Annotated in this window: 18 protein-coding genes; 7 read left to right on the top strand and 11 right to left on the bottom strand. The window is 73.1% G+C overall.

Translation table 11 applies throughout. The features are described from left to right. Position 1 precedes the first annotated feature (1 nt). The 6 genes from IE329_RS10790 to IE329_RS10815 all read right to left on the bottom strand — a co-directional run bounded on the left by IE329_RS10790 (position 2) and on the right by IE329_RS10815 (position 7,174). Positions 2–397, bottom strand: coding sequence for a tyrosinase cofactor (locus IE329_RS10790; RefSeq protein ID WP_229927338.1), 396 nt, complete (start codon positions 395–397; stop codon positions 2–4). A gap of 49 nt (positions 398–446) precedes the next feature. Next, a complete protein-coding gene (locus tag IE329_RS10795; protein WP_190210628.1) occupies positions 447–1,838 on the bottom strand; it encodes an aldehyde dehydrogenase family protein in 1,392 nt (463 codons plus the stop codon). Beyond that, complete coding sequence (locus IE329_RS10800) at positions 1,838–2,887, bottom strand: phenylacetate--CoA ligase family protein (protein WP_229927339.1); 1,050 nt, start codon at positions 2,885–2,887, stop codon at positions 1,838–1,840. The genes IE329_RS10795 and IE329_RS10800 overlap by 1 nt, the downstream gene beginning before the upstream one ends. 200 nt (positions 2,888–3,087) lie before the next feature. Then, positions 3,088–4,479: an MFS transporter gene (locus tag IE329_RS10805; RefSeq protein WP_229927340.1), complete on the bottom strand. Its 1,392-nt coding sequence runs from the start codon at positions 4,477–4,479 to the stop codon at positions 3,088–3,090. Continuing rightward, the gene (locus IE329_RS10810; RefSeq protein ID WP_229927341.1) at positions 4,476–5,906 is read right to left on the bottom strand and encodes an FAD-binding oxidoreductase; all 1,431 of its coding nucleotides are present in this window, start codon (positions 5,904–5,906) and stop codon (positions 4,476–4,478) included. Before IE329_RS10810 ends, IE329_RS10805 begins: the two co-directional genes overlap by 4 nt. A 296-nt stretch (positions 5,907–6,202) precedes the next feature. Then, a complete protein-coding gene (locus IE329_RS10815; RefSeq protein WP_190210629.1) occupies positions 6,203–7,174 on the bottom strand; it encodes an AfsR/SARP family transcriptional regulator in 972 nt (323 codons plus the stop codon). Positions 7,175–7,742: 568 nt separating this feature from the next. Between IE329_RS10815 and IE329_RS10820 the strand changes: the two genes are divergently transcribed. Continuing rightward, entirely contained in the window at positions 7,743–8,885 is a 1,143-nt protein-coding gene (locus tag IE329_RS10820; protein WP_229927342.1) for a helix-turn-helix domain-containing protein, read from the top strand. A gap of 248 nt (positions 8,886–9,133) precedes the next feature. Here IE329_RS10820 and IE329_RS10825 read toward each other — a convergent pair whose 3' ends face one another. The 3 genes from IE329_RS10825 to IE329_RS10835 are packed head-to-tail and all read right to left on the bottom strand — an operon-like array spanning position 9,134 to position 12,434. After that, the gene (locus IE329_RS10825) at positions 9,134–10,237 is read right to left on the bottom strand and encodes a 3-dehydroquinate synthase II family protein (protein WP_190210631.1); all 1,104 of its coding nucleotides are present in this window, start codon (positions 10,235–10,237) and stop codon (positions 9,134–9,136) included. A gap of 46 nt (positions 10,238–10,283) precedes the next feature. Next, on the bottom strand, positions 10,284–11,096 hold the full coding sequence (locus tag IE329_RS10830; protein WP_190210632.1) for a 2-amino-3,7-dideoxy-D-threo-hept-6-ulosonate synthase: 813 nt from the start codon (positions 11,094–11,096) through the stop codon (positions 10,284–10,286). Positions 11,097–11,153: 57 nt separating this feature from the next. Beyond that, positions 11,154–12,434, bottom strand: a complete 1,281-nt coding sequence (locus IE329_RS10835; RefSeq protein WP_190210633.1) for an aspartate kinase — start codon at positions 12,432–12,434, stop codon at positions 11,154–11,156. 364 nt (positions 12,435–12,798) lie between these two features. Here IE329_RS10835 and IE329_RS10840 point away from each other — a divergent pair, with 364 nt between their 5' ends. Next, positions 12,799–14,850 carry a thioredoxin domain-containing protein gene (locus tag IE329_RS10840; RefSeq protein WP_190210634.1) on the top strand — a complete coding sequence of 684 codons (2,052 nt, stop codon included), beginning with the start codon at positions 12,799–12,801 and terminating at the stop codon, positions 14,848–14,850. Positions 14,851–14,893: 43 nt separating this feature from the next. Further along, positions 14,894–15,766: a GNAT family N-acetyltransferase gene (locus tag IE329_RS10845; RefSeq protein ID WP_190210635.1), complete on the top strand. Its 873-nt coding sequence runs from the start codon at positions 14,894–14,896 to the stop codon at positions 15,764–15,766. 72 nt (positions 15,767–15,838) lie between these two features. On the opposite strand, the gene IE329_RS10850 is transcribed toward IE329_RS10845, so the two are convergent. After that, positions 15,839–16,786, bottom strand: coding sequence for a hypothetical protein (locus IE329_RS10850; RefSeq protein ID WP_190210636.1), 948 nt, complete (start codon positions 16,784–16,786; stop codon positions 15,839–15,841). A gap of 291 nt (positions 16,787–17,077) precedes the next feature. On the opposite strand from IE329_RS10850, the gene IE329_RS10855 reads away from it, so the two are divergent. The 3 genes from IE329_RS10855 (at position 17,078) to IE329_RS10865 (ending at position 19,374) form a co-directional block, all read left to right on the top strand. Further along, entirely contained in the window at positions 17,078–17,737 is a 660-nt protein-coding gene (locus IE329_RS10855; protein ID WP_190210637.1) for a papain-like cysteine protease family protein, read from the top strand. Between the two features lie 8 nt (positions 17,738–17,745). Beyond that, entirely contained in the window at positions 17,746–18,612 is an 867-nt protein-coding gene (locus IE329_RS10860; RefSeq protein ID WP_190210638.1) for a hypothetical protein, read from the top strand. 366 nt (positions 18,613–18,978) lie between these two features. Then, entirely contained in the window at positions 18,979–19,374 is a 396-nt protein-coding gene (locus IE329_RS10865) for a hypothetical protein (protein WP_190210639.1), read from the top strand. Here the strand turns inward: IE329_RS10865 and trhA are convergent. After that, entirely contained in the window at positions 19,267–19,947 is a 681-nt protein-coding gene (gene trhA, locus IE329_RS10870) for a PAQR family membrane homeostasis protein TrhA (RefSeq protein ID WP_229927343.1), read from the bottom strand. The two genes, IE329_RS10865 and trhA, sit on opposite strands and share 108 nt — an antisense overlap. Before the next feature lie 278 nt (positions 19,948–20,225). Here trhA and IE329_RS10875 point away from each other — a divergent pair, with 278 nt between their 5' ends. Further along, positions 20,226–22,067, top strand: coding sequence for a phosphoenolpyruvate carboxykinase (GTP) (locus IE329_RS10875; protein WP_190210641.1), 1,842 nt, complete (start codon positions 20,226–20,228; stop codon positions 22,065–22,067). The last annotated feature ends 84 nt before the right edge of the window (positions 22,068–22,151 follow it).

The raw sequence follows: 22,151 nt of genomic DNA on the forward strand, positions 1-22,151 counted from the left end.
CTCATGCGGCGTGGTGGTGGTCGGTGGAACCGGAGTCCTTGGCGGCGAGCAGCTGCGCACCGCGCAGCTCGTCGACCGCGCGGCGGGCCGCGACCAGCGGCGAGGCCTCCAGGCCGTAGTGGCAGAGCGAGCTCATGTACGCGTTCTCGCCCAGCTTCATCACATGCAGCGGCCGGTCGTCGATGAACACCGGGGTGTGCTCGCCGCTCGTGGCGGCCACCCGTATCGTCCGGCCCTTGTACGTCTCGACATGGTCCGCCGGGCCGGCCGCGGCGACGGGGCCGGAGCCCTCGGCCGCGGCCCGCGCTCCGACGCCGGTGCCGTTGAACGCCACCACGCCGCTGGCCGCGGCCGCGGCCACGCCCACCGTGGCTTTCACCATGTCACGTCGATTCATCCCCACAACGCCTTCCTCGGTCCGTTGCTCGGTTGCCTGACGCCAGGAATCATGTCGACGCGAGGTGTCGCCCGGCTTTCGTATCGATATCGCCGCTCACGACGCCCTTCGGCTCCAGCAGGAACTGGGTGTAGTTGTCGTCGTGCGGGATGCCGGGCACGGCCGTCCAGGGCAGCACGGTCCCCCGGGTGACCTTGCGGACGGTCGGCTCCAGCAGCGCCCGCTCGGCGAGGTCCTCCCGCTCGGTCAGCAGGTTGAGCACCAGCGACTCGCGCAGCGGCGCCGTCCCGTCGGCCTCCGTCCAGGGCGCCACCACGATGAAGGGGAAGGGCAGTTCGGTGCCGACGGCCGGGTGGCCGGCCCGGTCGGCGGAGAGCACCAGCGGCCGGGGGAGCAGCGATCCGTCCTCCAGCCGGACGAACGGCTCGTGCGCGTCGTGGCGGGCCGAGTGGTCGGTCAGCTCGGTGCGCAGCTCGGCGGTCTGGCGGCGGATCTGCTCCGCGCGGTGGGCGTCCAGCACCAGCAGCGAGGCGTCCGGGTGGTCGGCCGGCAGGACCGGCAGGGTGCTCAGCCGGCGGGCCAGCCGGTCGGCGACCTCGGCCACCGGCCTGGTGGTGAGCACCGCGGAGAGGTTGGTGCAGCGGGTCCCGCCGTCGAAGGAGGCGGAGGTGACCAGGTGGTCCAGCAGCGTGTCGTCGAGGTCGGCGTCCAGGAAGGCCTTGGTGCTGCCGGGCCCGCGGACCGCGATGCTGTCGTCGCCCTGCCAGGTCTCGACGGCCTGCCGGCCGCCGTAGATGATGCCCCGGTCGGCCTTGCGCAGCAGGAACTCCCCGACCTCGCGGGAGCTGGGCAGGAACGCCAGGCGGTCGGCCGGCAGGCCGGCCCGCAGCAGCGCCGCGACCAGCCGGCGCGGGGTGAACGGGTCGCGGCTGCCGGGCCGGACCAGCACGCTGTAGCCGTGGTAGACCGCCTGCACCCAGGTGGCGTTGGGCACCGGGTGGTTGCTGGCCATCACGCCGGCGAAGACCCGGCCGCGGGGCACCCAGCGGGTGCGGAAGCCGGAGCCGAAGTCGGTCACCGGGAGCTCCGCCGCGGTGGTCTCGGGCAGCGCGACGATCTCCTTGACGAGGTCCTCGACCGCCAGCCGCACGGTGGCCGCGGTCAGCCCGGTGCTCAGCGTCACGCGGCCGACGTAGTCGTCGACGCTCTCGCCGTCGAGGTCGGCGCCCGCGAACAGCCGGGCCGCCTCGGCGATCAGTGCGGCGCCCGGCGGGACGCCGTCGGCGTTCCTGCGCAGCTCGTTCAGCGCGGCCTGGGCGAGCAGCCGGGGGGCCTGGCCGATGTCGGCGAGCGGCTCGCCGGTCACGCCCAGCAGCGTGGCGCGGTCGCTGCTCGGCACGGGCCGGCCGCCGGTCACCGGGTCGATGCGGACGACGCTCATCAGTACACCCCTTCGATGACGGCCACATCGTCGATGGTGGCGAAGGTCTGGACGTCGGCCAGGCCGTCCGGCCCGCCGGGGGTGGTGGGCGCGATCCGGACGGCGCTGTCCCGCTCCAGGATGTTCGGCAGGAACATCTCCTCGGCGACGAGGTGCAGCCGGACCCGGCCGCGCTCGCCGTAGCCGACCTGCTCGCCGCTCTCGTCGACCAGCTCCAGCAGGGTGGTCTCCGGGAACGCCTCGAAGACGCAGGGGTACTCGTCGCCGTCCAGCCGTTCGCGCTGCGGTGCCACGCCCATCAGGCTGTTGCCGTAGATGCCGGCCACGGCGGTGCCGGGGAAGAACACCTCCTCGACCAGCCGCAGGCTCTCGGCGCTGATCGAGGTGCCGGCCCAGATGATCGCCCGGACCTTGGCCAGCACCAGCTCGTACAGCTCCTCGCGGGCGCAGATCGCCTCCAGCAGCGGGGGCGTGGTGCTCAGGACGGCCACGTCCTGGCTGCGGAGAATCGTTTCGGCCTGGTCGAGCAGGTGCTGGACGTACTCCTCGGCCTGCTCCGGCCGGCCGCTGCCGATCAGCCGCTTGACCCACCGGGGGTCCAGGTCGACGGTGTAGAAGATGCCGTTCCCGAGGGCGGCGTAGCGCGACACGTCGAAGCCGATGACGTGCGGGCCGCTGGGCCCCAGGTGCAGCCAGTTGCCGGTGGCCGGCACGCCCCGGGCGACCAGCCGGCCGTGCGCCCACTCCAGCAGCCGCGACCGGTAGCCGCTGTCCACGATCCGCTTGGGAGCGCCGGTGGTGCCGCCCGAGTCGTACACCCGGAAGGGGCGGTCGGCCAGGCCCTGCGGGATCAGCTGCCCGGCCGGGACGCTGCGCAGTTCGGAGCTGATGTCGGGGAACCGCAGCAGATCGGCCGCGCCCTGCACGTCGCTGACCGGGTCGAAGCCGAGGGTGGCCCGTTTTCCGAGCCAGAACGGCGATCCGGTGGCATCGCCGAAGTGCCACGCCATCAGTTTCCGCAGGTGGCTGTCAAAGTCGTCTGAGCTCATCGGTGAACCACTCTCTCGACGCGCCGGACAGGTGTTCTCCCATGCTTTGTGCTCCGCCTATCGGGCGGTTATCACCTGGGTATCGGGAGCGCGCGGACCGGATACGGACATGCCGGTGCCGGAGACCGCACGGGCGGTCTCCGGCACCGGGGATCGGTATATGCCGGTTGTGGTTCGACTGCGAACGGGATGCCGCCCGGTCAGGCCTGCTTGGCCTGCGCGGCGCTGCCGTTGAGCGTCAGCGCGATCAGCGCGGCCACCAGCGGCAGTGCGGCGACCAGGCCCAGGGCGCTGGTCAGCGTCATCGACTTGGACAGCGCACCGGCCGCGGCCGACCCGACCGCGCCGCCGACGAAGAAGGTCAGGTTCAGCAGGCCCATCGCCCCGCCGCGCTGCGCGGGAGGAATCCGGGCCGACATCAGGCCCGTCGTGACCACCTGCGTCACGGCGAAGGCGGCGAAGCCCAGCGAGGCACCGGCCACCAGCAGGATCGCCCCGCCGCCGTAGACCCCGGCGGCGGCCAGCAGCACGGCCGAGGCCGCCGCGGCGCCGGCCAGCAGCCGGCTGCCGCCGTTGCCGGAGATCCGGCCGGCCGCCCGGGACAGCACCGCGCCGATCACCGCGCCGGGGAGCAGCGCGAAGCCGACGGTGAGCACGCTCCAGCCGTAGGACTTCACCAGCACCTGCGGCACGGCGTACATGGCGGCGAACAGGCCGCCGTACACGCCGACGCCGACGGCGGCGGAGAGCAGGAACAGCCGGTCGCCGGCCAGCGACTTCGGGACGAAGCCGGTCGGCAGGCGGCGCACCCGCACGGCTAGCGCGCCCGCGCCCAGGACCACCAGCAGGGCGGTGACCAGCACCACCGGGGTGGAGAGCGACAGGGCGGGCGACTGGATCAGCACCAGCAGCGCCGCCGAGGTGAGGGTGAGCAGCACCGCGCCGGTGATGTCGACCGGCTTGCGCGAGCCGGGCCGGGTGGCGAGGCGCAGGCAGAACGGGACGGCGAGCAGCGACAGCACCGGCAGCACGACGGTCAGCCGCCAGCTCAGCCACTGGGTGATGATGCCGCCCATCAGGGTCGCGCTGGCGGAGAAGGCGGCCATCGTGCCGCCGAAGCCGGCCAGCACCTTGGGCCGGCTCGCCGGGTCGCCGGAGGCGGCCAGGGTCAGCGCGCCGGAGGTCATCGCCCCGGAGCCGGCGGCCAGGACGAAGCGCCCGGCCACCAGGGTGCCGAGGTTGGTCGAGGAGACGCAGATCCCGGTGCCCAGCAGCAGGACGACGGAGCCGGCGAGCAGCGTGGTGCGGACCCCGAGGGCGTCGCCGAGGCGGCCGAACAGGGCGGTGCCGATGCCGAGGGCGAGGGCGTGGATGGTCAGGACCCAGGCGGTGGCGGCCGGGGTGGTGTGGAGTGCGGCGGTGACCTTGGGCAGGGCCACGCCGGCCGCGGTGACGCCGAAGACAGCGGGTCCGAACAGGGCGCCGAGGCGTAGTCCGGTGGAGCGGGCGCTGATGGCGGGGGCGGCGGGAGCGGGGAGCGGGATCGGAGTGGCAGCTTCGGACTGCTGCTGCACGGCTGGGTCAGTGGTCACTGGGAGAGCCCTTCGCTGGGCACGATGTTGTGGTTGAAGCGGAACAGGTTCTGCGGGTCGTACACGGCCTTGATGTCCGCCAGCCGGCGGTACGTCTCGGCGTCGTAGCAGGCACGGACCTGGTCGGGGCCGGTGGTGGCCGGGCCGCCCAGGAAGTTGAGGTAGCGGCGGCCGGTGCCCCACGGGGCCAGGCCCTCCAGCACCTCGCTGCCGGCGACCTCGGCGGCCGCCGGGTCCCCGGGTATGGCGGGGGTCAGGGTGGACAGGGTGAAGGCGCCGTCCCGGTTGCCGACCGCGTTGGGCACCGCCGGGGGGCGGCCGAGCGCGCCGCCGAGGTGGCGCAGTTCCACCATCAGCTCGCCGCAGCCGGAGCCCGGGCCGGCCAGGGCCAGCAGCCGGGTCACCGCCTGGTGGTCCAGCTCCCGCAGGACGATCGAGCGCTCGTGGTACGGCAGCGGGTGGGTCGGGTCCTGGTGGATCTCCTGGACGGCCGTGTAGGGCATGTCGCCGACGGTGTCGAGGACCGGCAGCGCGACCGTGCGCAGCGGCCGGATCAGCTGCTCGCCCTCGGCGGCGGAGCCCTGGAAGGCGATCCGGACGTGCACCACCAGCCGGCCCCGCAGCAGCGCCGGCACCACCGGCAGGTCCGGGAGCCGCAGCAGGGCCACCGAGGAGGTCATCGCCTCCGGCAGGTCCCTGGTCCAGGCCCGCCAGGTGTGCAGGACGTCGCTGGTGTCCTCGCCGTCGTAGAACAGGCCGCCGCCGTACAGCCGGGTGACCGGGACGAGTTCGAACTCCATCGCGGTGACGACCCCGAAGTTTCCCTTGCCGCCGCGCAACGCCCAGAACAGGGCGGCGTTCTGATCCTGCGTCACCATCCGCAGTTCGCCGTCGGCGCTGACGATCTCCAGCCGGGTCACGTGGTCCGCGGCGTAGCCGTACTTGCGGGCCAGCAGGCCGAGGCCGCCGCCGAGGGTGTAGCCGACCGCGCCGACCAGGTGCGAGGAACCGTTGAGCGGGGCCAGGCCGTGCGCGGCCGCGGAGCGGATGACCTTGTGCCACGGGGTCCCGGCCTCCACCCGGGCGAGCCGCGCGATCGGGTCCACCGCCACGCCGTTCATCCGCCGGACGGAGATCAGCAGGCCGCCGTCGGCCGGGGCGCTGATCCCGTGCCCGGTCGACTGGACGGTCACCGGCAGGCCGTGCAGGCCGGCGATGCGGACCGCCGCCTGCACGTCCGCCGCTCCCTCGGCGACGACGACCAGGGCCGGGCGGTGGGCGGCGACGAGGTTGAACCCCGCGCACTCGGTGGCGAAATCCTCGTCACCCGGCGACAGCACCGCGCCGCGTACGGCATGGGCCAGTTCCTGTGCCACTCCGGCCGGCGCGGAGCGGAATTCGACCTGGCCTTCCTGTGCAATCCCCACAGTTCTTCCCCTTCGAGCGATGTGCTGTACCTTCCACCTGGATTCTTCGCTCCGGGGGTGGCACAACCCATCCCTTGAATGGGGGGAGTCGGCGGGGGTCGGATCCCTCAACTGAGGGGGTCGGGCGGGCCGGTCCGTGGATTCGGAGGCGGACGCGGGCGGTGGGGGCCGGGCCGGCGCCCGGGGCCGCCGGCGTCCCGCCCGTGGCGGCCTGCGGCACGGCGGCGCCCGGGCCTGCGGCCGGCGCCGGGACGGGTCCGGGGGCCGGCCGGGGCCCGTGGCGGGTCAGGTGCGGGTCAGGCCTGGGTTTCCCAGAACTTCGCCCAGAGCGAGATCGCCCGTTTGAACACCGCGTGCTCGGCCCGGAGTTGCGCGTGCTCGCGCTCCAGGCGCTCCAGCCGGTCCTCGGTCCTGCGGTGCTCGGAAATGGACAGCGGATTGTGCACGGAGGAGGACGAGATCTTGTCCCGGGCCGGCGGCAGCCGCAGGTTGAGGAGTTGTGCGGGTTCCGGCCCGGCCGGTCCGGGGGTGTCGCTGTTCAGAATGGAGTACTGCAACTCCCGCAGGCTTTCGCCGGGTTCGATGCCCATCTCCTCGGAGAGCTTGCGCCGGGTGCTGCGGAACAGTTCGAGTGCCTCGACCTTCCGGCCGGAGCGGAACAGGGCCAGCATGAGCTGACCGCACATCTTCTCCCGGAAGGGATGCTCGGCGACGTGGCCGGAGAGCTCCCCGACGATCTGCCGGTGTCTGTTGAGCTTGAGCTCCAGGTCGTAGCAGTCCTCCAGCGCGGACAGCCGCTCCTCGTGGAACTTGGTCGCCAGTGACTCCACCAGCCGGCTGTCGAGCCCGGACCCGATCGGGCCGCGCCACAGGCCGATGGCCTTGCGCAGGAGTTCGACCGCCTCGGTGGTGTTCCCGGCGGCCCGTCCGCGGAAGGTGAGTTCGCCGAACTCGCCCAGGTCCAGGGCGCCGTTGGGGACCTTGATGATGTAGCCGGACGCCCTGGTCTCGATGACGGTGCCCGGGTGCCGGTCGGCGAAGAGCCGCCGCAGCCCCGAGACGCAGATCCGGACCTGGTTCTTGGCGGAGGCCGGCGGTGCGTCGTTCCAGATCGCGTCGACCAGCCGTTCGATCGGGACCACGTGGTTCGCCTCCAGCAGCAGGATGGTGAGCAGCGCCTGTTGCCGCGCGCCCCCCAGCCGGATCGGCTGCCCGGAGAACTCCACCGCGAGTGGTCCGAGTATTCGGAACCGGAAGCCGTCCGACATGCGCTCTCCCCCATCGATGCGATGCACAGTCATGATCGAAATGACGCCACCTGCTTGCCGCGCCTTGCCGTCAGCCACTCTCGGGAACCATGGTGCTTTTTCGGACGAGTTGCCGTTCCTGCCCCGTGTCGCCCCCCGCCGCGGCCGGTGCGGTCGCCGCGAGGCCCTTCGGCGGCGTGCCGCGCTGGTCCGCCGCGCTGATTGTTGATTGTTGTAGGTTTTGCCGGCCGGGGACCGGCGGAGTCACGGTGGGCGAACGGTGAGCACTTGTGCCGTCGTCCTTCACGAAATCTCTCGGTCACGCTCACAGTTTGCCATGACGTGTCCATGTCCAGGGATGGATGTCCGGGCATGCTGGAGCCGCCGTTCCCCCGGCGGCGGCCGTTACTCTCCCTAAGCCTTGAACAGACGGCCGAGGGAATCAATCCCGCATTTTGGGGGTTGGCCGAAAGGTGCCGCCGACGGGGCGCACGGCCGCACGTACGCCCACGACCCCTGCGCCGGACGGGCCGTGGACCCCCTCAGTTGGGGGATGGCGGACCCGCCCCCGACACAGGAGGATCGCAGCGTGAGCAAAGCAACCACCTCCCGGCTGATGGCCGGCCGTGACGAGCTGCTCGACAGCGCCTTACGGGCGCCCGACGCGCTCGCCATGTTCGGCGAGGCCTCGCGCCACCTGCGCAAGCTGGTGCCCTACGACGCCGCCGTGTGGCGGGCCACCGACCCGGTCACCGGGCTGATGACCGCGCCGATCCGCGCCGAGAACCTCGACGACGAGGGCTGCGCGGTCTACTGGGGCTGCGAGTTGTTCACCGAGAGCGTCAACCTCTTCAGGGACCTGGCCCGCGCCGAGGTGCCGGTCGCCGGCCTGCGCGAGAGCACCGGTGACCTGCCCGGCCGCAGCGTGCTCTACCACGACTTCATGCGCCCCCGCGGCCTCGACGACGAGCTGCGGGCGGTGCTGCGCATCGGCGGCCGGCCCCGCGGCCACATCAGCCTGTTCCGCTCCAAGGGCCGGGCGTCGTTCGGCCGGGCCGAGGCCCGGATCGTCGAGAGCCTGGTCAGCCCGCTGGCCCGGCGGCTGCGCTCCTACGACCAGCCGGTCGTGGAGGCCCTGCCGGAGCGCCTCCCGGGCGCCGAGCACGGCCCCGGCCTGCTGCTCTTCGACGCCCGTGGCACCTTGATCTCCATCAACGACGACGCCCGCCAGCACCTGGAGGACCTCCCGGCCGGGCCGTCCACGGACACCGGACTGGGCATCAAGGTCCCGGCCTGGATCAGCAGTACGGCCGCCCAGGCCCGCGCGATCGCGCAGGACCGCGGCCGGGGCACCGCCCGGGTCCGGGCCCGGACCCGGGCCGGGCGCTGGCTGGTCTGCCACGCCTCCTGCCTGCGGGAGGCGGGCGGGGTGCTCGGCGCCTCGGCGGTCGTCATCGAACCGGCCAAGGCCTCCGAGATCGTGCCGCTGATCGTGGACGCCTACGAACTCTCCGAGCGGGAGCTGGAGATCACCCAGTTCATAGCCCGCGGCCTGGCCACCGGGGAGATCGCCAAGCAGCTGTTCCTGTCCCCGCACACCGTGCGCGACCACGTGAAGGCGGTGTTCGAGAAGGTCGGCGTCTCCAGCCGGGGCGAACTCGTCGGCCGGCTCTTCACCGAGCACTACGCGCCGGTGGCGGAGCAGAAGATCGTCCGGGTCACCGACGCCTGACGCGTCGCCGCCCGGCGGCCGGCCCCGCCGCCGGGGCCAGGTCGGCCGGGACCCGCAGCACCGAGCCCCGCCGGAGGAACCCTCCGGCGGGGCTCGCTGCCGTCCCGGGCCGTGACCCGCCGGACTCCACCGGCAGCCCGCACCCGTTCCCGCACCCGCACCCGCACCCGTCTCCGTCCCCGGGGCCGGAAACGGCGCTGCCGTGCCGCCGGTGGGTCCGGCGGCACGGCAGCGGGTCGGTCCGGGGCCTACTTCTCCAGGCAGAACTCGTTGATCGGGTAGCCGACGTGACGGTCCTCGGTGGGCAGGTAGCCCAGCACGATGTCGCCCGGCTTCAGCTCGGTGCTGTTGAGGACGACACCGCCGGGGCCGAGCACCCGCACGTGCCAGTCGTCCTGCAGGATCAGGTTGACGGTCTGCCCGTTGGCCGCCACCGCGTCGATGGAGATCAGCGGACGGGACTCGATCTTGACCCGGCCCACGGTGATGATCCGGGTCTGGCCCTTCACGTCCACCGCGGTGATCTTGCTGCCGGTCCGGAGCTCGCTCAGGTAGTTGGTGCGCTCGCCCTTGGACAGGGTGTACGAGTGGATCGCGCCGGCGTTCACCCGGAACGGGCGGGTCGGCATGTACGGCAGCGGGTGGGTCTCGCTGACGCAGAGGATCATGCCCTTGGAGTGCGAGCCGACCAGGATGCCCTCGTCCTCGCGGAAGTGCGAGCAGGTGTCGACGCAGGCCCGCTCGCCCATGCCGATGTGGCTGGTCGCGGTGATCGTCAGCTCGGTCAGGTCCAGGTTGGGGGACTCGAACTCGGCCGAGTTCCGCAGTGCCGCCGCGTCGCCGACCTTGGCCGGGGCCATCATCACGCCGTCCGAGCCGAGCTCCAGGACACCGAAGATGATCTCGGCCTCCTCGACGTCCTGGGCGATGGTGATCAGGCTGCCGGTGGACTTGGCGGCGGCCGCGATCACGATCTCCAGCGGGATCTTGGTGGGGTCGCGGAAGAGGAGCAGGCTCCACTTCTCGGTGCGGGCCGACTGGCAGGCGTCCTCCAGGGTGTCGGCGTCGATGATCTCGACGAAGCGGCCGAACTCCACCTCGGGGTGACGCAGCGCCAGCTCGGCCGGCTCGCCGTGCAGGGCGGGGTCGACGATCACGATGTCGGCGCTGCCGAAGCTCTCGGGCAGCGGCTTGCCCTGCGGGAAGAGCACCTTCTGCACCGTCGGCGGCAGCTGCTCGAACTCGGCGGGGTCGTCGGCGACGATGCCGTCCAGCCGGTAGTGCAGCGCCTCCTGGAGGATCGCGGCCTTGGCTTCGTCGGTCTTGCGGATGTCGAGCCAGCTGAGCTTCACAGGATTCTCCTCATTGGGTGCTGAGCGACGTGGAACGGGAAGGTGGTCAGTTGCCGCCGGGCCGGGGGCCCGCGGTGGTGGGCGGGAAGTCGCCGTGGATCAGCTCGGCGAGCTTGTAGGCGACCGCGCCGGGGTCGGCGGCCTGGAAGACGTTGCGGCCCATCGCCACGCCGGCCGCGCCGCCGCGCAGCGCGTCCTCGACGTAGCCGAGGACCGCGCCCTCGTCGTCGTTGCGGGGGCCGCCGACGACGATCACCGGGACGGAGGCGGTGCCGGTGATCTCGGCCATCGCCTCGACCGAGCCGACGTAGGGGGCCTTCACCAGGTCGGCGCCGAGGTCGGCGGCGAGCGTCACGGCGTGGGCGACCAGCGCCGGGTCGGCCGGGTTGACGATCTTGGGGCCGCGCGGGTACATCATGGCCAGCAGCGGGACGTTCCAGCGGTCGCAGGCGTCCGCCACCTTGGCCATGTCCGAGACCTGCTGGCGCTCCTCGTGGGAGCCGAGGTTGACGTGCACGCTGACCGCGTCGGCGCCCAGGCGCAGGGCCTCCTCGACGCTCGCGACCAGGTACTTGTCGTTGGGGTCGGGGGCGTGCACGGTGCTCGCGCTGAGGTGGACGATCAGCGAGGTGCTGGTGAACCACTCGGCGTCGACGTGGCGCAGGCTGCCCTTGTGCAGGACCACCGCGTCCACGCCGTTGCGGGCGAGCCGGCCGACCAGCTGGTTGACCCGGTTGCCGCCGGTGACCGGCCCGTCGGTGACCGAATGGTCCAGCGGGACCACGAACAGCCGGTCCGGGTGGTGGCGGTGAAGGCGCTTCAACCGCACCTGGCGGGCGAACGACGTGTTGAGGGCCATCGGCACTCTCCTTGGTGAGGGGAAGGCGCGTCCCCCCGTTGTACGGGGGCGGGCGCGTCAGAACTGGTTGGCCGGTCGCAGGTCCCTGGCCTCCGCGTCGAGCCCGAACTCGCTGTGCAGCACCCCGACCCCGCGGACCACGTCGCCGTCCGGGACGGTGGCGGAGATCCGGAGCTGGGAGGTGACCACCGCGCTCGCGGGGATGTCGGCACTGGTCAGCGCGGACAGCATCCGGGCCGCGTACTGGGGGCGGCTGAGCAGCCCGGTGCCGACCACGGAGAGCATCCCGACCTCTTCGTTGACCTCGACCCAGCCGCCCCAGCGGGCCGCCATCTCGCGCAGTGACTTCCGCAGGTCCGGCACGTCGGAGCGGCGGACGGTCATCCCGACCGAGAACCCGCCCTCGTCGCCCTCGGAGAGTGCGGCCATGCCGACCGGAATGGACTTGTGCGCCAGGAATCGGAAAACCTCGGCGACGGAATGGGCGTCGATCCTTTCGACGCGCATCGCCACACGGGCAACATCCGTATCATGTACGACTGCCTGGACGGCAGTGCTCGTCTCCAGCATTTCTTCTCCAATTCCCCCGCGGATAACCGTTCCGGGTCCTTCCAGCGATGAGTGCATGACGTGGATGTCCACGCCGTACAGCGCGGCCAGTTCCACCGCGCGGGAGTGCATGACCTTGGCGCCGGCGAGTGACATCTCGGTCATCACGCCCATGTCGACGACCGGCATGATCCGCGCGGCGGCGGCGATCCGGGGGTCGGCGGTGTAGACGCCTTCGACGTCCGTGTAGATCTCGCAGCGGCCGGTGCCCAGCTCGGCGGCGATCGCGACGGCGGTGGTGTCGGAGCCGCCCCGGCCCAGCGTGACGATGTCGCCGTCGGCGTCGGCGCCCTGGAAACCGGCCACCACCACGACTTTCCCGGCGCGCAGGTGCCGCAGGGCCAGTTCGGTGTCGATGGCCACGATCACCCCGGCGCCGTGTTCGCCGCCGGCCAGGATCCCGCTCTGGGCGCCGGCCAGGGCGACCGCCGGCACGCCCTGCTGCTGGAGGGTCATGGCGAGGAGCGAGGCCGACGCGGCCTCGCCGGTGGCGAGCAGCAGGTCCAGCTCGCGCCAGGACGGGTCCGGGTTGAGCTCGTACGCCGCCCGCAGGAGCGCGTCGGTGGTCTTGCCCCGTGCGGAGGCGACCACCACCACCGCCCGTCCGGAGCGGTGCGCGGCCGCGACGCGGGTGGCGACCGCCCGCACCTGACCGTCCGTGGCCAGGGAACTGCCGCCGTATTTCTGTACCAGTACTCCGGTCGAAAAATCACTAATCGGCAGGTCCATTGCCACCCCTCCGAACGTCTCGGATCGTCGCACCGATCCCGGGCGGATCCATTAATTCGATGCTCGGGTGCCGGAGTATTGATTAGCTTTCGTAAAGATATCGGTCCGTTATGGAAAGGTCATCACGGCGAAACCGGATCATCCGCGTCCACCGCGTACGGACCGCCCGTCCCGCCGGAACGCCGCATTCCGTACACGGCCGAGGGGCCGGCGGCGGCCTTCCGTGCACGGTGCACGGGCGCGGCCGCCGGCCCGCCGTGCACGGCCCGGTGCCGCCGGTCCGGGCGACCCGCGCCGGCAGCCGGGTGCCCCGCGCCGCCGGGTCCGGCGGCCTCCGGGCGCCGGGATGCGCGAGGATGGAGCCATGCCGAACCGTCTCGCTGACGCGACCTCGCCGTACCTGCTCCAGCACGCCGACAACCCGGTGGACTGGTGGCCCTGGGGGCCGGAGGCCTTCGAGGAGGCGCGCCGGCGCGGGGTGCCGGTCCTGCTCAGCGTCGGCTACGCGGCCTGCCACTGGTGCCATGTGATGGCCCACGAGTCCTTCGAGGACGAGAAGACCGCCGAGTACGCCAACGAGCACTTCGTCGCGGTGAAGGTGGACCGCGAGGAGCGGCCGGACGTCGACGCCGTCTACATGGAGGCCGTCCAGGCGGCGACCGGCCAGGGCGGCTGGCCGATGACGGTCTTCCTGACGCCGGACAAGGACCCGTTCTACTTCGGCACGTACTTCCCGCCCGAGCCCCGGCACGGGATGCCCGGCTTCCGGCAGGTGCTGGAGGGCGTGGACGCCGCCTGGCGCGAACGCCGGGACGAGGTCGGCGAGGTGGCCGCCCGGATCAGGGCCGACCTGGCCGAGCGGGCCGCCGTGTACACCGTGGGCTCCGGCGTCCACCAGCCGCCCGGCGAGGCCGACCTGCACCAGGCGCTGGCGGGGCTCAGCCGCAGCTTCGACGCCGCGCGCGGCGGCTTCGGGGGCGCCCCCAAGTTCCCGCCGTCGATGGCCGTCGAGTTCCTGCTCCGCCACCACGCCCGCACCGGGTCGGAGGTGGCGCTGGAGATGGCCGCCCGCACCTGCGAGGCGATGGCCCGCGGCGGCATCCACGACCAGCTCGGCGGCGGCTTCGCCCGCTACTCGGTGGACGCCGGATGGGTGGTGCCGCACTTCGAGAAGATGCTCTACGACAACGCGCTGCTGCTGCGGACCTACCTGCACCTGTGGCGCTCCACCGGCGACGCCCTGGCCCGCCGGGTGGCGCTCGGCACCGCCGACTTCCTGCTGCGCGAACTGCGCACCCCCGAGGGCGGGTTCGCCTCCGCGCTGGACGCCGACAGCCTGGACCCGGCCACCGGGAAGTCGGTCGAGGGCGCCTACTACGCCTGGACGCCCGGGCAACTGGCCGAGGTGCTCGGCGCCGAGGACGGCGCCGCCGCCGCCGAGCTCTTCGCGGTCACCCCGGAGGGGACGTTCGAGCACGGCACCTCGGTCCTCCAGCTGCCCGCCGACCCGGCCGACCCGGCCGCGTACGAGCGGATCCGGGCCGGTCTGCTCGCCGCCCGGTCACGGCGGCCCGCCCCGGCCCGGGACGACAAGGTGGTGGCCGCCTGGAACGGCCTGGCGATCGCAGCCCTGGCCGAGGCCGGCGCCCTGCTGGAGCGCCCGGACCTGGTGACGGCCGCCGAGGCCGCCGCGGACCTGCTCATCGAGGTCCACCTGCTGCCCGACGGCCGGCTGCTGCGCACCTCCCGCGACGGCCGCGGCAACGGCCGGAACGCCGGCGTCCTGGAGGACTACGCGGACACCGCCGAGGGCTTCCTCGCCCTGTTCGCCGTCACCGGCGACAGTGCCTGGCTCGACCTGGCGGGCGTGCTGCTGGACACCGTGCTGAGGCACTTCGCCGACCCGGCCTCGGGCGCCCTGTACGACACGGCGGACGACGCGGAGGAGCTGATCCGCCGCCCGCAGGACCCGACCGACAACGCCACCCCGTCCGGCTGGACGGCCGCGGCCAACGCGCTGCTGACCTACGCCGCCTACACCGGCTCCGAGACCCACCGCACCGCCGCCGGGCGGGCGCTCGCCATCGTCGGCGCGCTCGCCTCGCGGGCCCCGCGCTTCATCGGCTGGGGCCTGGCCGCCTCCGAGGCCTGGACGGACGGGCCGCGCGAGGTCGCCGTCGTCGGCCCGGCGGGCGACCCGGCCACCGCGCTGCTGCACCGTACGGCGCTGCTGGCGACCGCCCCCGGCGCCGTGGTCGCCCTGGGCGCGCCCGGGCCGGCCGACGTGCCGCTGCTGGCCAACCGCCCGCTGGTCGGCGGCGCGCCCGCCGCGTACGTCTGCCGGCACTTCACCTGCGACGCGCCCACCACGGACGCGGCCGTGCTGGCCGAGCGGCTCGGGGTCAGGGCCGGGTGAGGTAGGGCCCGTGCCCGGCCGTGGCGGTGCGGGAGGATGGACCGTGGCCTGGACGCTGAGCACCTCCCTAAACGAATTCCGCACGCAGGCGGGCGGGTTCCTCGCCGCACACCCGGCGGAGAACACCGTGCTGCTGTCGGTCGCCGACCGGCTGGCCACCGACGGGCCGGCGGCCTACGGCGAGGAGCCGCCGCGCTTCGGCTGGTGGCGGCCCGGTGCGGACGGCCCGGTGGCGGGTGCGTACCTGCAGACGCCGCCGTACCACCCCCGGCTCGGCCTGATGCCCGCGGTGGCGGCGGCCGCACTGGCCGGGGCTTTCGTCGGGGCCGGTGATCTCGGGGCCGGGCCCGGCCGGGCACTCGACGGTGTCAGTGGCGGCAAGGACGCGGTACGGGAGTTCGCCGCCGCCTGGTGCGCGGCCACCGGCCGGAGGTCCGCCGTCCAGGTCGACGAGCGGCTGCACCGGCTGGCGGAGCTGGTGCCGCCCAGCCCCGCTCCACCGGGCTTGTCCCGCACAGCCCGGGTGGCCGAACGGGAGCTGCTGATCGGCTGGTTCGAGGACTTCGGCGCGGAGGTCGCGGTGGACTTCCACACCAGTCCGGACGCCGTCGACCGGCGGATCGCCGACGGCACCCTGCATGTCTGGGAGGACGGCGGCCGCCCGGTCGCCGTCGCCGGCCGCAGCCCGGTGGTCGCGGGCATGTCGCGGATCGGTCCGGTCTTCACCCCGCCGGGGCTGCGCGGCCGGGGCTACGCCGGGGCGGTCACCGCGGCCGCCTCCGCGTACGCGCTCGCCCAGGGGGCTGCCGAGGTGCTGCTCTACACGGACCTGGCCAACCCCACCAGCAACTCGATCTACCGCAGGCTCGGGTACCGGCCGGTCGAGGACTGCCTGGCCGTCACCTTCCACGGCTGAACCGGCCCACCGGGGAGCCGGGTTCGCCCTGCGGTCCGGTGCAGGACCGGCCGGCCACGGGCCCGCCGCGGGTCAGTCCCAGTCCCAGCGCACGCCCAGCAGGCAGGGGCGCAGGCCGGACGCGAACAGGTGCACGCAGCGATGCCCGTCGAGGGTCAACTCCTCCTCCTCGTAGGGCGGTTCGCCGGGGGAGTGGCAGGCGAAGCGATGGCTGCGGACGGGCAGGGCGGCCGGGTCGAAGCTGACCTGAAGGACGTACTGCCCCGTCCCGGAGTTGAAGCCCCGGACGTACTCCCGGCCGGGCTCCGCGGCCGGGGCGTCGTCGAAGCCGTAGCCGAGCAGGTGGGTGTCGCCCGCCCGTAGCCGGCGGTCCAGCAGCAGCTCCACCACCAGCAGGTTGGCCGCCTGGTCCCGCCGGATCCGGCCCGGCCGGCAGTTCTCCTCGGCGCGGACCCGCACCCGGGAGATGTCGCAGCCAGGGTCGCCCTGGTAAAGGGCGAGGTAGCGGTCGATGCCGTCCCGGTGCGCCCGGACGGCGTGCAGCGAGTCACGGCGCCGCAGTTGGCGGTCCGGGCCGAGCCGCACCCGCTCGATGTGGGTGATGGTGTGCAGGCCGCTGTCGGGCGGGCCGGGGAGGGCGGCGAGCAGGTCGTCGACCGCGGCGGCCGGGGAGATCAGGTCGCGGTACGGGAGCAGCGCGGGCGCCGCCGGGGAGTCGCCGGCCCCGGGCAGGGTGGCCCGGCGGGGGCCGAGCAGCCGGGTCAGCGAGTGCGCCGGGAGCTCCAGCAGCTCCTCCAACGCCCTTACCGCGCGCAGCGATTCGGGTCTCTCCGGGCGTCTTCTGCCCTGCTGCCAGTAGCTGAGGGTGGTCAGCCCGACCTGGATGCCGCGCTGGGCGAGGTGCTCGCGCACCCGGTGCAGGGCGAGGCCCCGGGCGGTGATGGCGGTGCGCAGGGCGAGGTGGAACGGCCCGGTGCGCAGCGCGGTGGCGAGATCGGGGGGTGTGCCGGTCCGCTGCATGTCCACTCCTGGGGGCGGCTGGTCTGCTGGTCGGCTCGCGGGGCGCGGGCAGCGGTGGTGTCCGGCCGGGCGTGAATATTCACACGTGGCGGCCCGGGTTGTCACCGGCCGGGGCCTGCCGGGCCGGGGAGGGCGCCGGGCCGTTCACACCCCGGCGGGCCCGTTCACACCCGGCCGGCGGGCCGCCCGGCGGCCGTTGACCGCCGGGCGGCGACGGGTCGATGCTTCCCGGCAAGCGTCCGGACGCGCCCCCACACCCTCTCCTCTGCGGATGCAAGGAGGCCTTCCCCCATGGCAGTTCAACGGATACGGCTACGCCGTACGGTCGCCGCGCTCGCGCTCGGCGTGCTGGCTCCGGCGCTCACGGCCGCCGCCACCACCCCGGCCCTGGCCGCGGCACCCGCCGCCGGCCAGGCCCTCACCCAGGTGCGGCCCGCCGCCGCGGCGGGTGCCACGGCCGATCTGGCCGGCACCTTCAAGAAGCTCAACATCACCATGCAGCAGCAGCAGAACACCAACTGGTGCTGGGCGGCGAGCGGCAACACCATCGCCACCTGGTTCGGCTACTCCTACAGCCAGAACCAGTTCTGCAACGCCGCCTTCGGCCGCTCGGTCAACTCCACCTGCCCCAACAGCCAGGCCACCCTGGGCGACGTGCAGAACGGCCTCAGCTGGATCGGCATCAACCCCGGCTCCTACGTGACCGGTTACCTGCGCTACACCACCGTGCAGACCGAGGTGAACGCCAACCGCCCGATCGAGACCCGCATCCAGTGGAGCTCCGGCGGCGGGCACATGCACGTGCTCTACGGCTTCGACACGGCGAGCAACTGGGTCTACTGGGGCGATCCGTGGCCGTCCAACAACCGCTACAACTGGGCGGACTACTCGTACTACGTGAGCAACGGCTCGTTCTCCTGGACCCACTCCCTGTACCGGATCGGCGCGTGAGGGGCGACATGACCGACATCAGCAAGGCCGCCGTCCGCACGATCGCCGCCAGGACCGCCTGGGTGACCGTCCTGCTCGCGCTCGGGACCGCCTTCGCGCCGGGCGCGCAGGCCGCCGGGGCGCCCGCGTCCGGGGCGGGTGCGCCCGCCCCGGTCGCCGCCGCCGAGCTGGCACAGGCCAGAGCGGCCGCGCAGAGCCCGGCCGTGCTCGACAAGCTCGGGCACTTCTTCGCCCGCAAGGGCGTGCCGCCCACCGGCGGGCTCACCCTGGGCGCCGCCGAGGAGGCGAGGGCGGCGGGCGCGGCCGCGCCGCGGCTGTCCGGCGAGACCGTCGCGGTCTACACCCTCGACCGGGACTTCGTGGCCGGAACCCCCGGGGCCCCGGTCGCGAAGGCCGAGTTCGCGGCCAGCAGGGCCGTCTCGGCGGACGGGCAGGTCGCCTCGGTCTGGACGGTCCGCGAGGCCGGCGGGTGGCGGGTGGTCAACGTTGCCTCCGGCGGCGACGAGAGCGACTACCCCGCGCTGGCCGCGAGCGGCGGTGGCGGGACGGCGTTCCGCGAGCCGCAGATCAACGCCTGGTACGTGCTGCGCGGGGGCCGGGTGCTGCCGCTGGACGACGAGGCCCGGCGCTCGGTCGGCGCCGGGGGGATCGACCTGGCGGCGTACCAGCGCCTGGTGCACCAGCGCTACGGCGACAAGCTGCCCGGCTCGGCGTACGACCGGGCGGGCGAGGGCGGCGGCTACCGGCCGGACGCCGCCGCCCCGGCGACGAGCGGCGGCGGCAGCACCCTGCCGGCCGCGGCGGCGGCCGCGGCCCTGGGCGTCACCGCGCTCACGGGCGGCGGCCTGGCACTGCGGCGCAGGATGCGCGGGTAGCGCCTGCGGTGCGGTGAGGGGCGGCGGATCCGGTGCGTCACGGGTCCGCCGCTCCGCCGTGCCCGGGCGGCGCCGGGGCCGTGCCGGAGCGGTGCCGGAGCGGTGCCGGCGCCGTGCGGGGAGCCGGGGCTGCGGCGCGGTCGCTGTGCGTGATCCGTCGCGGTCCGTGACCGGTATGCTAAATGACGCGCGAGCACAGGAAATTGACGCAGCGTTGACCCCCCGTTAGCCGTCCCGACCGGCCCTCGGATCACTGTCGGTAGATAGAATGTGGCAATCGGTCAATGGCGACCGGGAGCTACCGGGAGCGGAGAAGGGGTGGGGCGGCAGGAGCCGGCCACGAGCCCGCACGGGAAGGGAAGGCCGATGCCGAAGAAGGGTTCGACGGGGGCGCAGGTGTGGGGGGCGGTCGCCGTGGTGGCGGCCGCGCTGGCCGTCGTGGCGGCGTACCTGATCAACGGGGCGGCGCTGGTACTGGGCGTGGCCGGGGTCGAGGTGCTGCTGGTGATGGTGCACGTGGCGCGGCGCTTCCGGCTCGCGCACCTGCCGCGCGCCGCGGCCCGCCGGGCGGCGGCGCGCCCGCAGGCGGCGCACTGCGAGCGCTGCCGGCGGGCCCAGGAGGCGCTGGACGCCAGGGCGGCGCGCCGCGCCGGGTCAGCCGGCCACCGTGTAGGCCACCAGCGAGACGCCTACGTACTGGCAGATGAAGGCGCCGAGTGTGAAGGCGTGGAAGACCTCGTGGAACCCGAACCAACGCGGTGACGGGTTCGGCCGCTTCAGTCCGTAGACCACGCCGCCGAGGCTGTAGAGGACGCCTCCGACGATCATGAGGGTGATCACCGCGGCGCCGCCGGTGCGGATCATGTCCGGCAGGAAGAAGACCGCGGCCCAGCCCAGCGCCAGGTAGCAGGGCGTGTAGAGCCAGCGCGGGGCGCCGACCCAGAAGACCCGGAACGCTATTCCCGCGAGCGCTCCGCCCCAGACCACCCAGAGCAGCGTCTGCCGCCGGCCGCCGTCCAGCAGCAGGATGGTGAACGGGGTGTACGAGCCCGCGATGATCAGGAAGATGTTCGCGTGGTCGAGGCGGCGCAGCACGGCGTCGCCGCGCGGGCCCCAGGTGAAGCGGTGGTAGACCGCGCTGACGCCGAACAGCAGCCAGGCGCTCACCGAGTAGATCGCGCACGCGATCCTCGCCGAGGTCGATCCGGCCAGGCAGATCAGCACGATGCCGGCGGCCACCGACGCCGGGAACATCCCGGCGTGCAGCCAGCCGCGCCATTTGGGCTTGACCTCAGCGATGAATGCCCCGAGGGCGGTGCTCTGATCCGCAGTCATGCGCGCCATGCTACCTACGGGTCCGTAGGTTACTGAATCGTAGGTAGTGGCGACGGTCACTCTTGGACGTTTTGGAGTAATCGGGGATGGCACCCGAGGGTCCGGGGAGGGACGCGACTGCCGGATTACCAACCAGTAATCTGCCAGTTAGGAGTAAAAATCGCGTCAAACTCGCCGACGTGCCGTGTTCAGCCCCGAATGGCGGAGCTACGCTGCAATCACCCTCAAACCCCCCGCTACGCCGTCTCGGTGCCGAGACGGCGTGAAACGGAGCGATCGTGTCGTACGAGAACTCTGCTCTCAGCGCATCCGCGCCCACCCGCCACAAGCGTCTGCTGGCCTGGGTGAGCGAGATCGCGGAGCTCACCCAGCCCGACCGCATCGAGTGGTGCGACGGCTCGGAGGAGGAGTACCAGCGCCTCGCCGACCTGCTGGTCGCCCAGGGCACCTTCAAGAAGCTCAACCACGAGAAGCGGCCGAACTCCTACTACGCGGCCTCCGACCCCACGGACGTCGCCCGCGTCGAGGACCGCACCTACATCTGCTCCGAGCAGGAGAAGGACGCCGGCCCGACCAACAACTGGAAGGCGCCCGCCGAGATGCGGGAGCTGTTCCAGGGCACGAACGGCCTGTTCAAGGGCGCGATGAAGGGCCGCACCATGTACGTGGTGCCCTTCTCGATGGGCCCCGTCGGCTCCCCGCTGGCCGCGTACGGCGTCGAGATCACCGACTCCGCCTACGTCGCCGTGTCGATGCGCGTGATGACCCGCATGGGCCAGGCCGTGATCGACCAGCTCGGCGAGGACGGCGACTTCGTCAAGGCCGTGCACACCCTGGGCGCGCCGCTGGCCGAGGGCCAGGCGGACGTCCCGTGGCCGTGCAACACCACCAAGTACATCTCGCACTTCCCGGAGACCCGCGAGATCTGGTCCTTCGGCTCCGGCTACGGCGGCAACGCCCTGCTCGGCAAGAAGTGCTACGCCCTGCGCATCGCCTCCACCATGGCCCGCGACGAGGGCTGGCTGGCCGAGCACATGCTCGTCCTCAAGCTCACCCCGCCGGCCGGCCCCTCGGGCGAGGCGGAGCCCAAGTACGTCGCCGCGGCCTTCCCGTCCGCCTGCGGCAAGACCAACCTCGCGATGCTCCAGCCGACCGTCCCGGGCTGGAAGGTCGAGACGATCGGCGACGACATCGCCTGGATGCGCTTCGGCGCGGACGGCCGGCTCTACGCGATCAACCCCGAGGCCGGCTTCTTCGGCGTCGCGCCCGGCACCGGCGTCGACACCAACGCCAACGCCATCGAGACGCTCTGGGGCAACACCGTCTACACCAACGTCGCGCTCACCGACGACGGGGACGTGTGGTGGGAGGGCCTCACCGAGGAGCCCCCGGCGCACCTGACCGACTGGCGCGGCAACGACTGGACCCCGGAGTCCGGCACCCCGGCCGCCCACCCGAACGCCCGCTTCGCCGTCCCGGCCGCGCAGTGCCCGACGATCGCGCCCGAGTGGGAGGACCCGGCGGGCGTGCCGATCTCGGCCATCCTGTTCGGCGGCCGCCGCGCCACCGCCGTCCCGCTGGTCACCGAGTCCTTCGACTGGCAGCACGGCGTCTTCCTGGGCGCGAACATCGCCTCGGAGAAGACCGCCGCCGCCGAGGGCACCGTCGGCGAGCTGCGCCGCGACCCGTTCGCGATGCTGCCGTTCTGCGGCTACAACATGGGCGACTACTTCGGCCACTGGCTGAAGCTGGGCGCGCAGGCCGACGCCGCGAAGCTGCCGAAGATCTACTACGTCAACTGGTTCCGCAAGAACAGCGCGGGCAAGTTCGTGTGGCCGGGCTACGGCGAGAACAGCCGGGTCCTGAAGTGGATCGTCGAGCGGCTGGACGGCACCGGCGAGGGCGTCGAGACCCCGATCGGCGTGCTGCCGACCCAGGAGGCCTTCGACCTGTCCGGCCTGGACCTCTCGCCGGAGGACCGCGAGCTGCTCTTCACCGTGGACGCCGACATCTGGCGCCAGGAGGCCGCGCTCGTCCCGGCCCACCTGGAGCTGTTCGGCGAGCACACCCCCACCGAGCTGTGGGACGAGTACCGGGCCCTGGTCAAGCGCCTGGGCTGACCGCCCCCGGCCGGCCGGCGGAGCACGCCGGCCGGCCCCCACGGCCGGAGCCCCGGCCGGACGAACCCGCTCCTCGGTGAGCGG

This window comes from Kitasatospora indigofera (assembly GCF_014655955.1).
Classification (GTDB): Bacteria; Actinomycetota; Actinomycetes; order Streptomycetales; family Streptomycetaceae; genus Kitasatospora; species Kitasatospora indigofera.

Bases quoted from the DNA above. Each gene is read 5' to 3' on its own strand.
- IE329_RS10790 (WP_229927338.1), bottom strand. From the start codon at position 397: ATGAATCGACGTGACATGGTGAAAGCCACGGTGGGCGTGGCCGCGGCC.
- IE329_RS10795 (WP_190210628.1), bottom strand. From the start codon at position 1,838: ATGAGCGTCGTCCGCATCGACCCGGTGACCGGCGGCCGGCCCGTGCCG.
- IE329_RS10800 (WP_229927339.1), bottom strand. From the start codon at position 2,887: ATGAGCTCAGACGACTTTGACAGCCACCTGCGGAAACTGATGGCGTGG.
- IE329_RS10815 (WP_190210629.1), bottom strand. From the start codon at position 7,174: ATGTCGGACGGCTTCCGGTTCCGAATACTCGGACCACTCGCGGTGGAG.
- IE329_RS10830 (WP_190210632.1), bottom strand. From the start codon at position 11,096: ATGGCCCTCAACACGTCGTTCGCCCGCCAGGTGCGGTTGAAGCGCCTT.
- IE329_RS10835 (WP_190210633.1), bottom strand. From the start codon at position 12,434: ATGGACCTGCCGATTAGTGATTTTTCGACCGGAGTACTGGTACAGAAA.
- IE329_RS10840 (WP_190210634.1), top strand. From the start codon at position 12,799: ATGCCGAACCGTCTCGCTGACGCGACCTCGCCGTACCTGCTCCAGCAC.
- IE329_RS10850 (WP_190210636.1), bottom strand. From the start codon at position 16,786: ATGCAGCGGACCGGCACACCCCCCGATCTCGCCACCGCGCTGCGCACC.
- IE329_RS10855 (WP_190210637.1), top strand. From the start codon at position 17,078: ATGGCAGTTCAACGGATACGGCTACGCCGTACGGTCGCCGCGCTCGCG.
- IE329_RS10860 (WP_190210638.1), top strand. From the start codon at position 17,746: ATGACCGACATCAGCAAGGCCGCCGTCCGCACGATCGCCGCCAGGACC.
- IE329_RS10865 (WP_190210639.1), top strand. From the start codon at position 18,979: ATGCCGAAGAAGGGTTCGACGGGGGCGCAGGTGTGGGGGGCGGTCGCC.
- trhA (WP_229927343.1), bottom strand. From the start codon at position 19,947: ATGACTGCGGATCAGAGCACCGCCCTCGGGGCATTCATCGCTGAGGTC.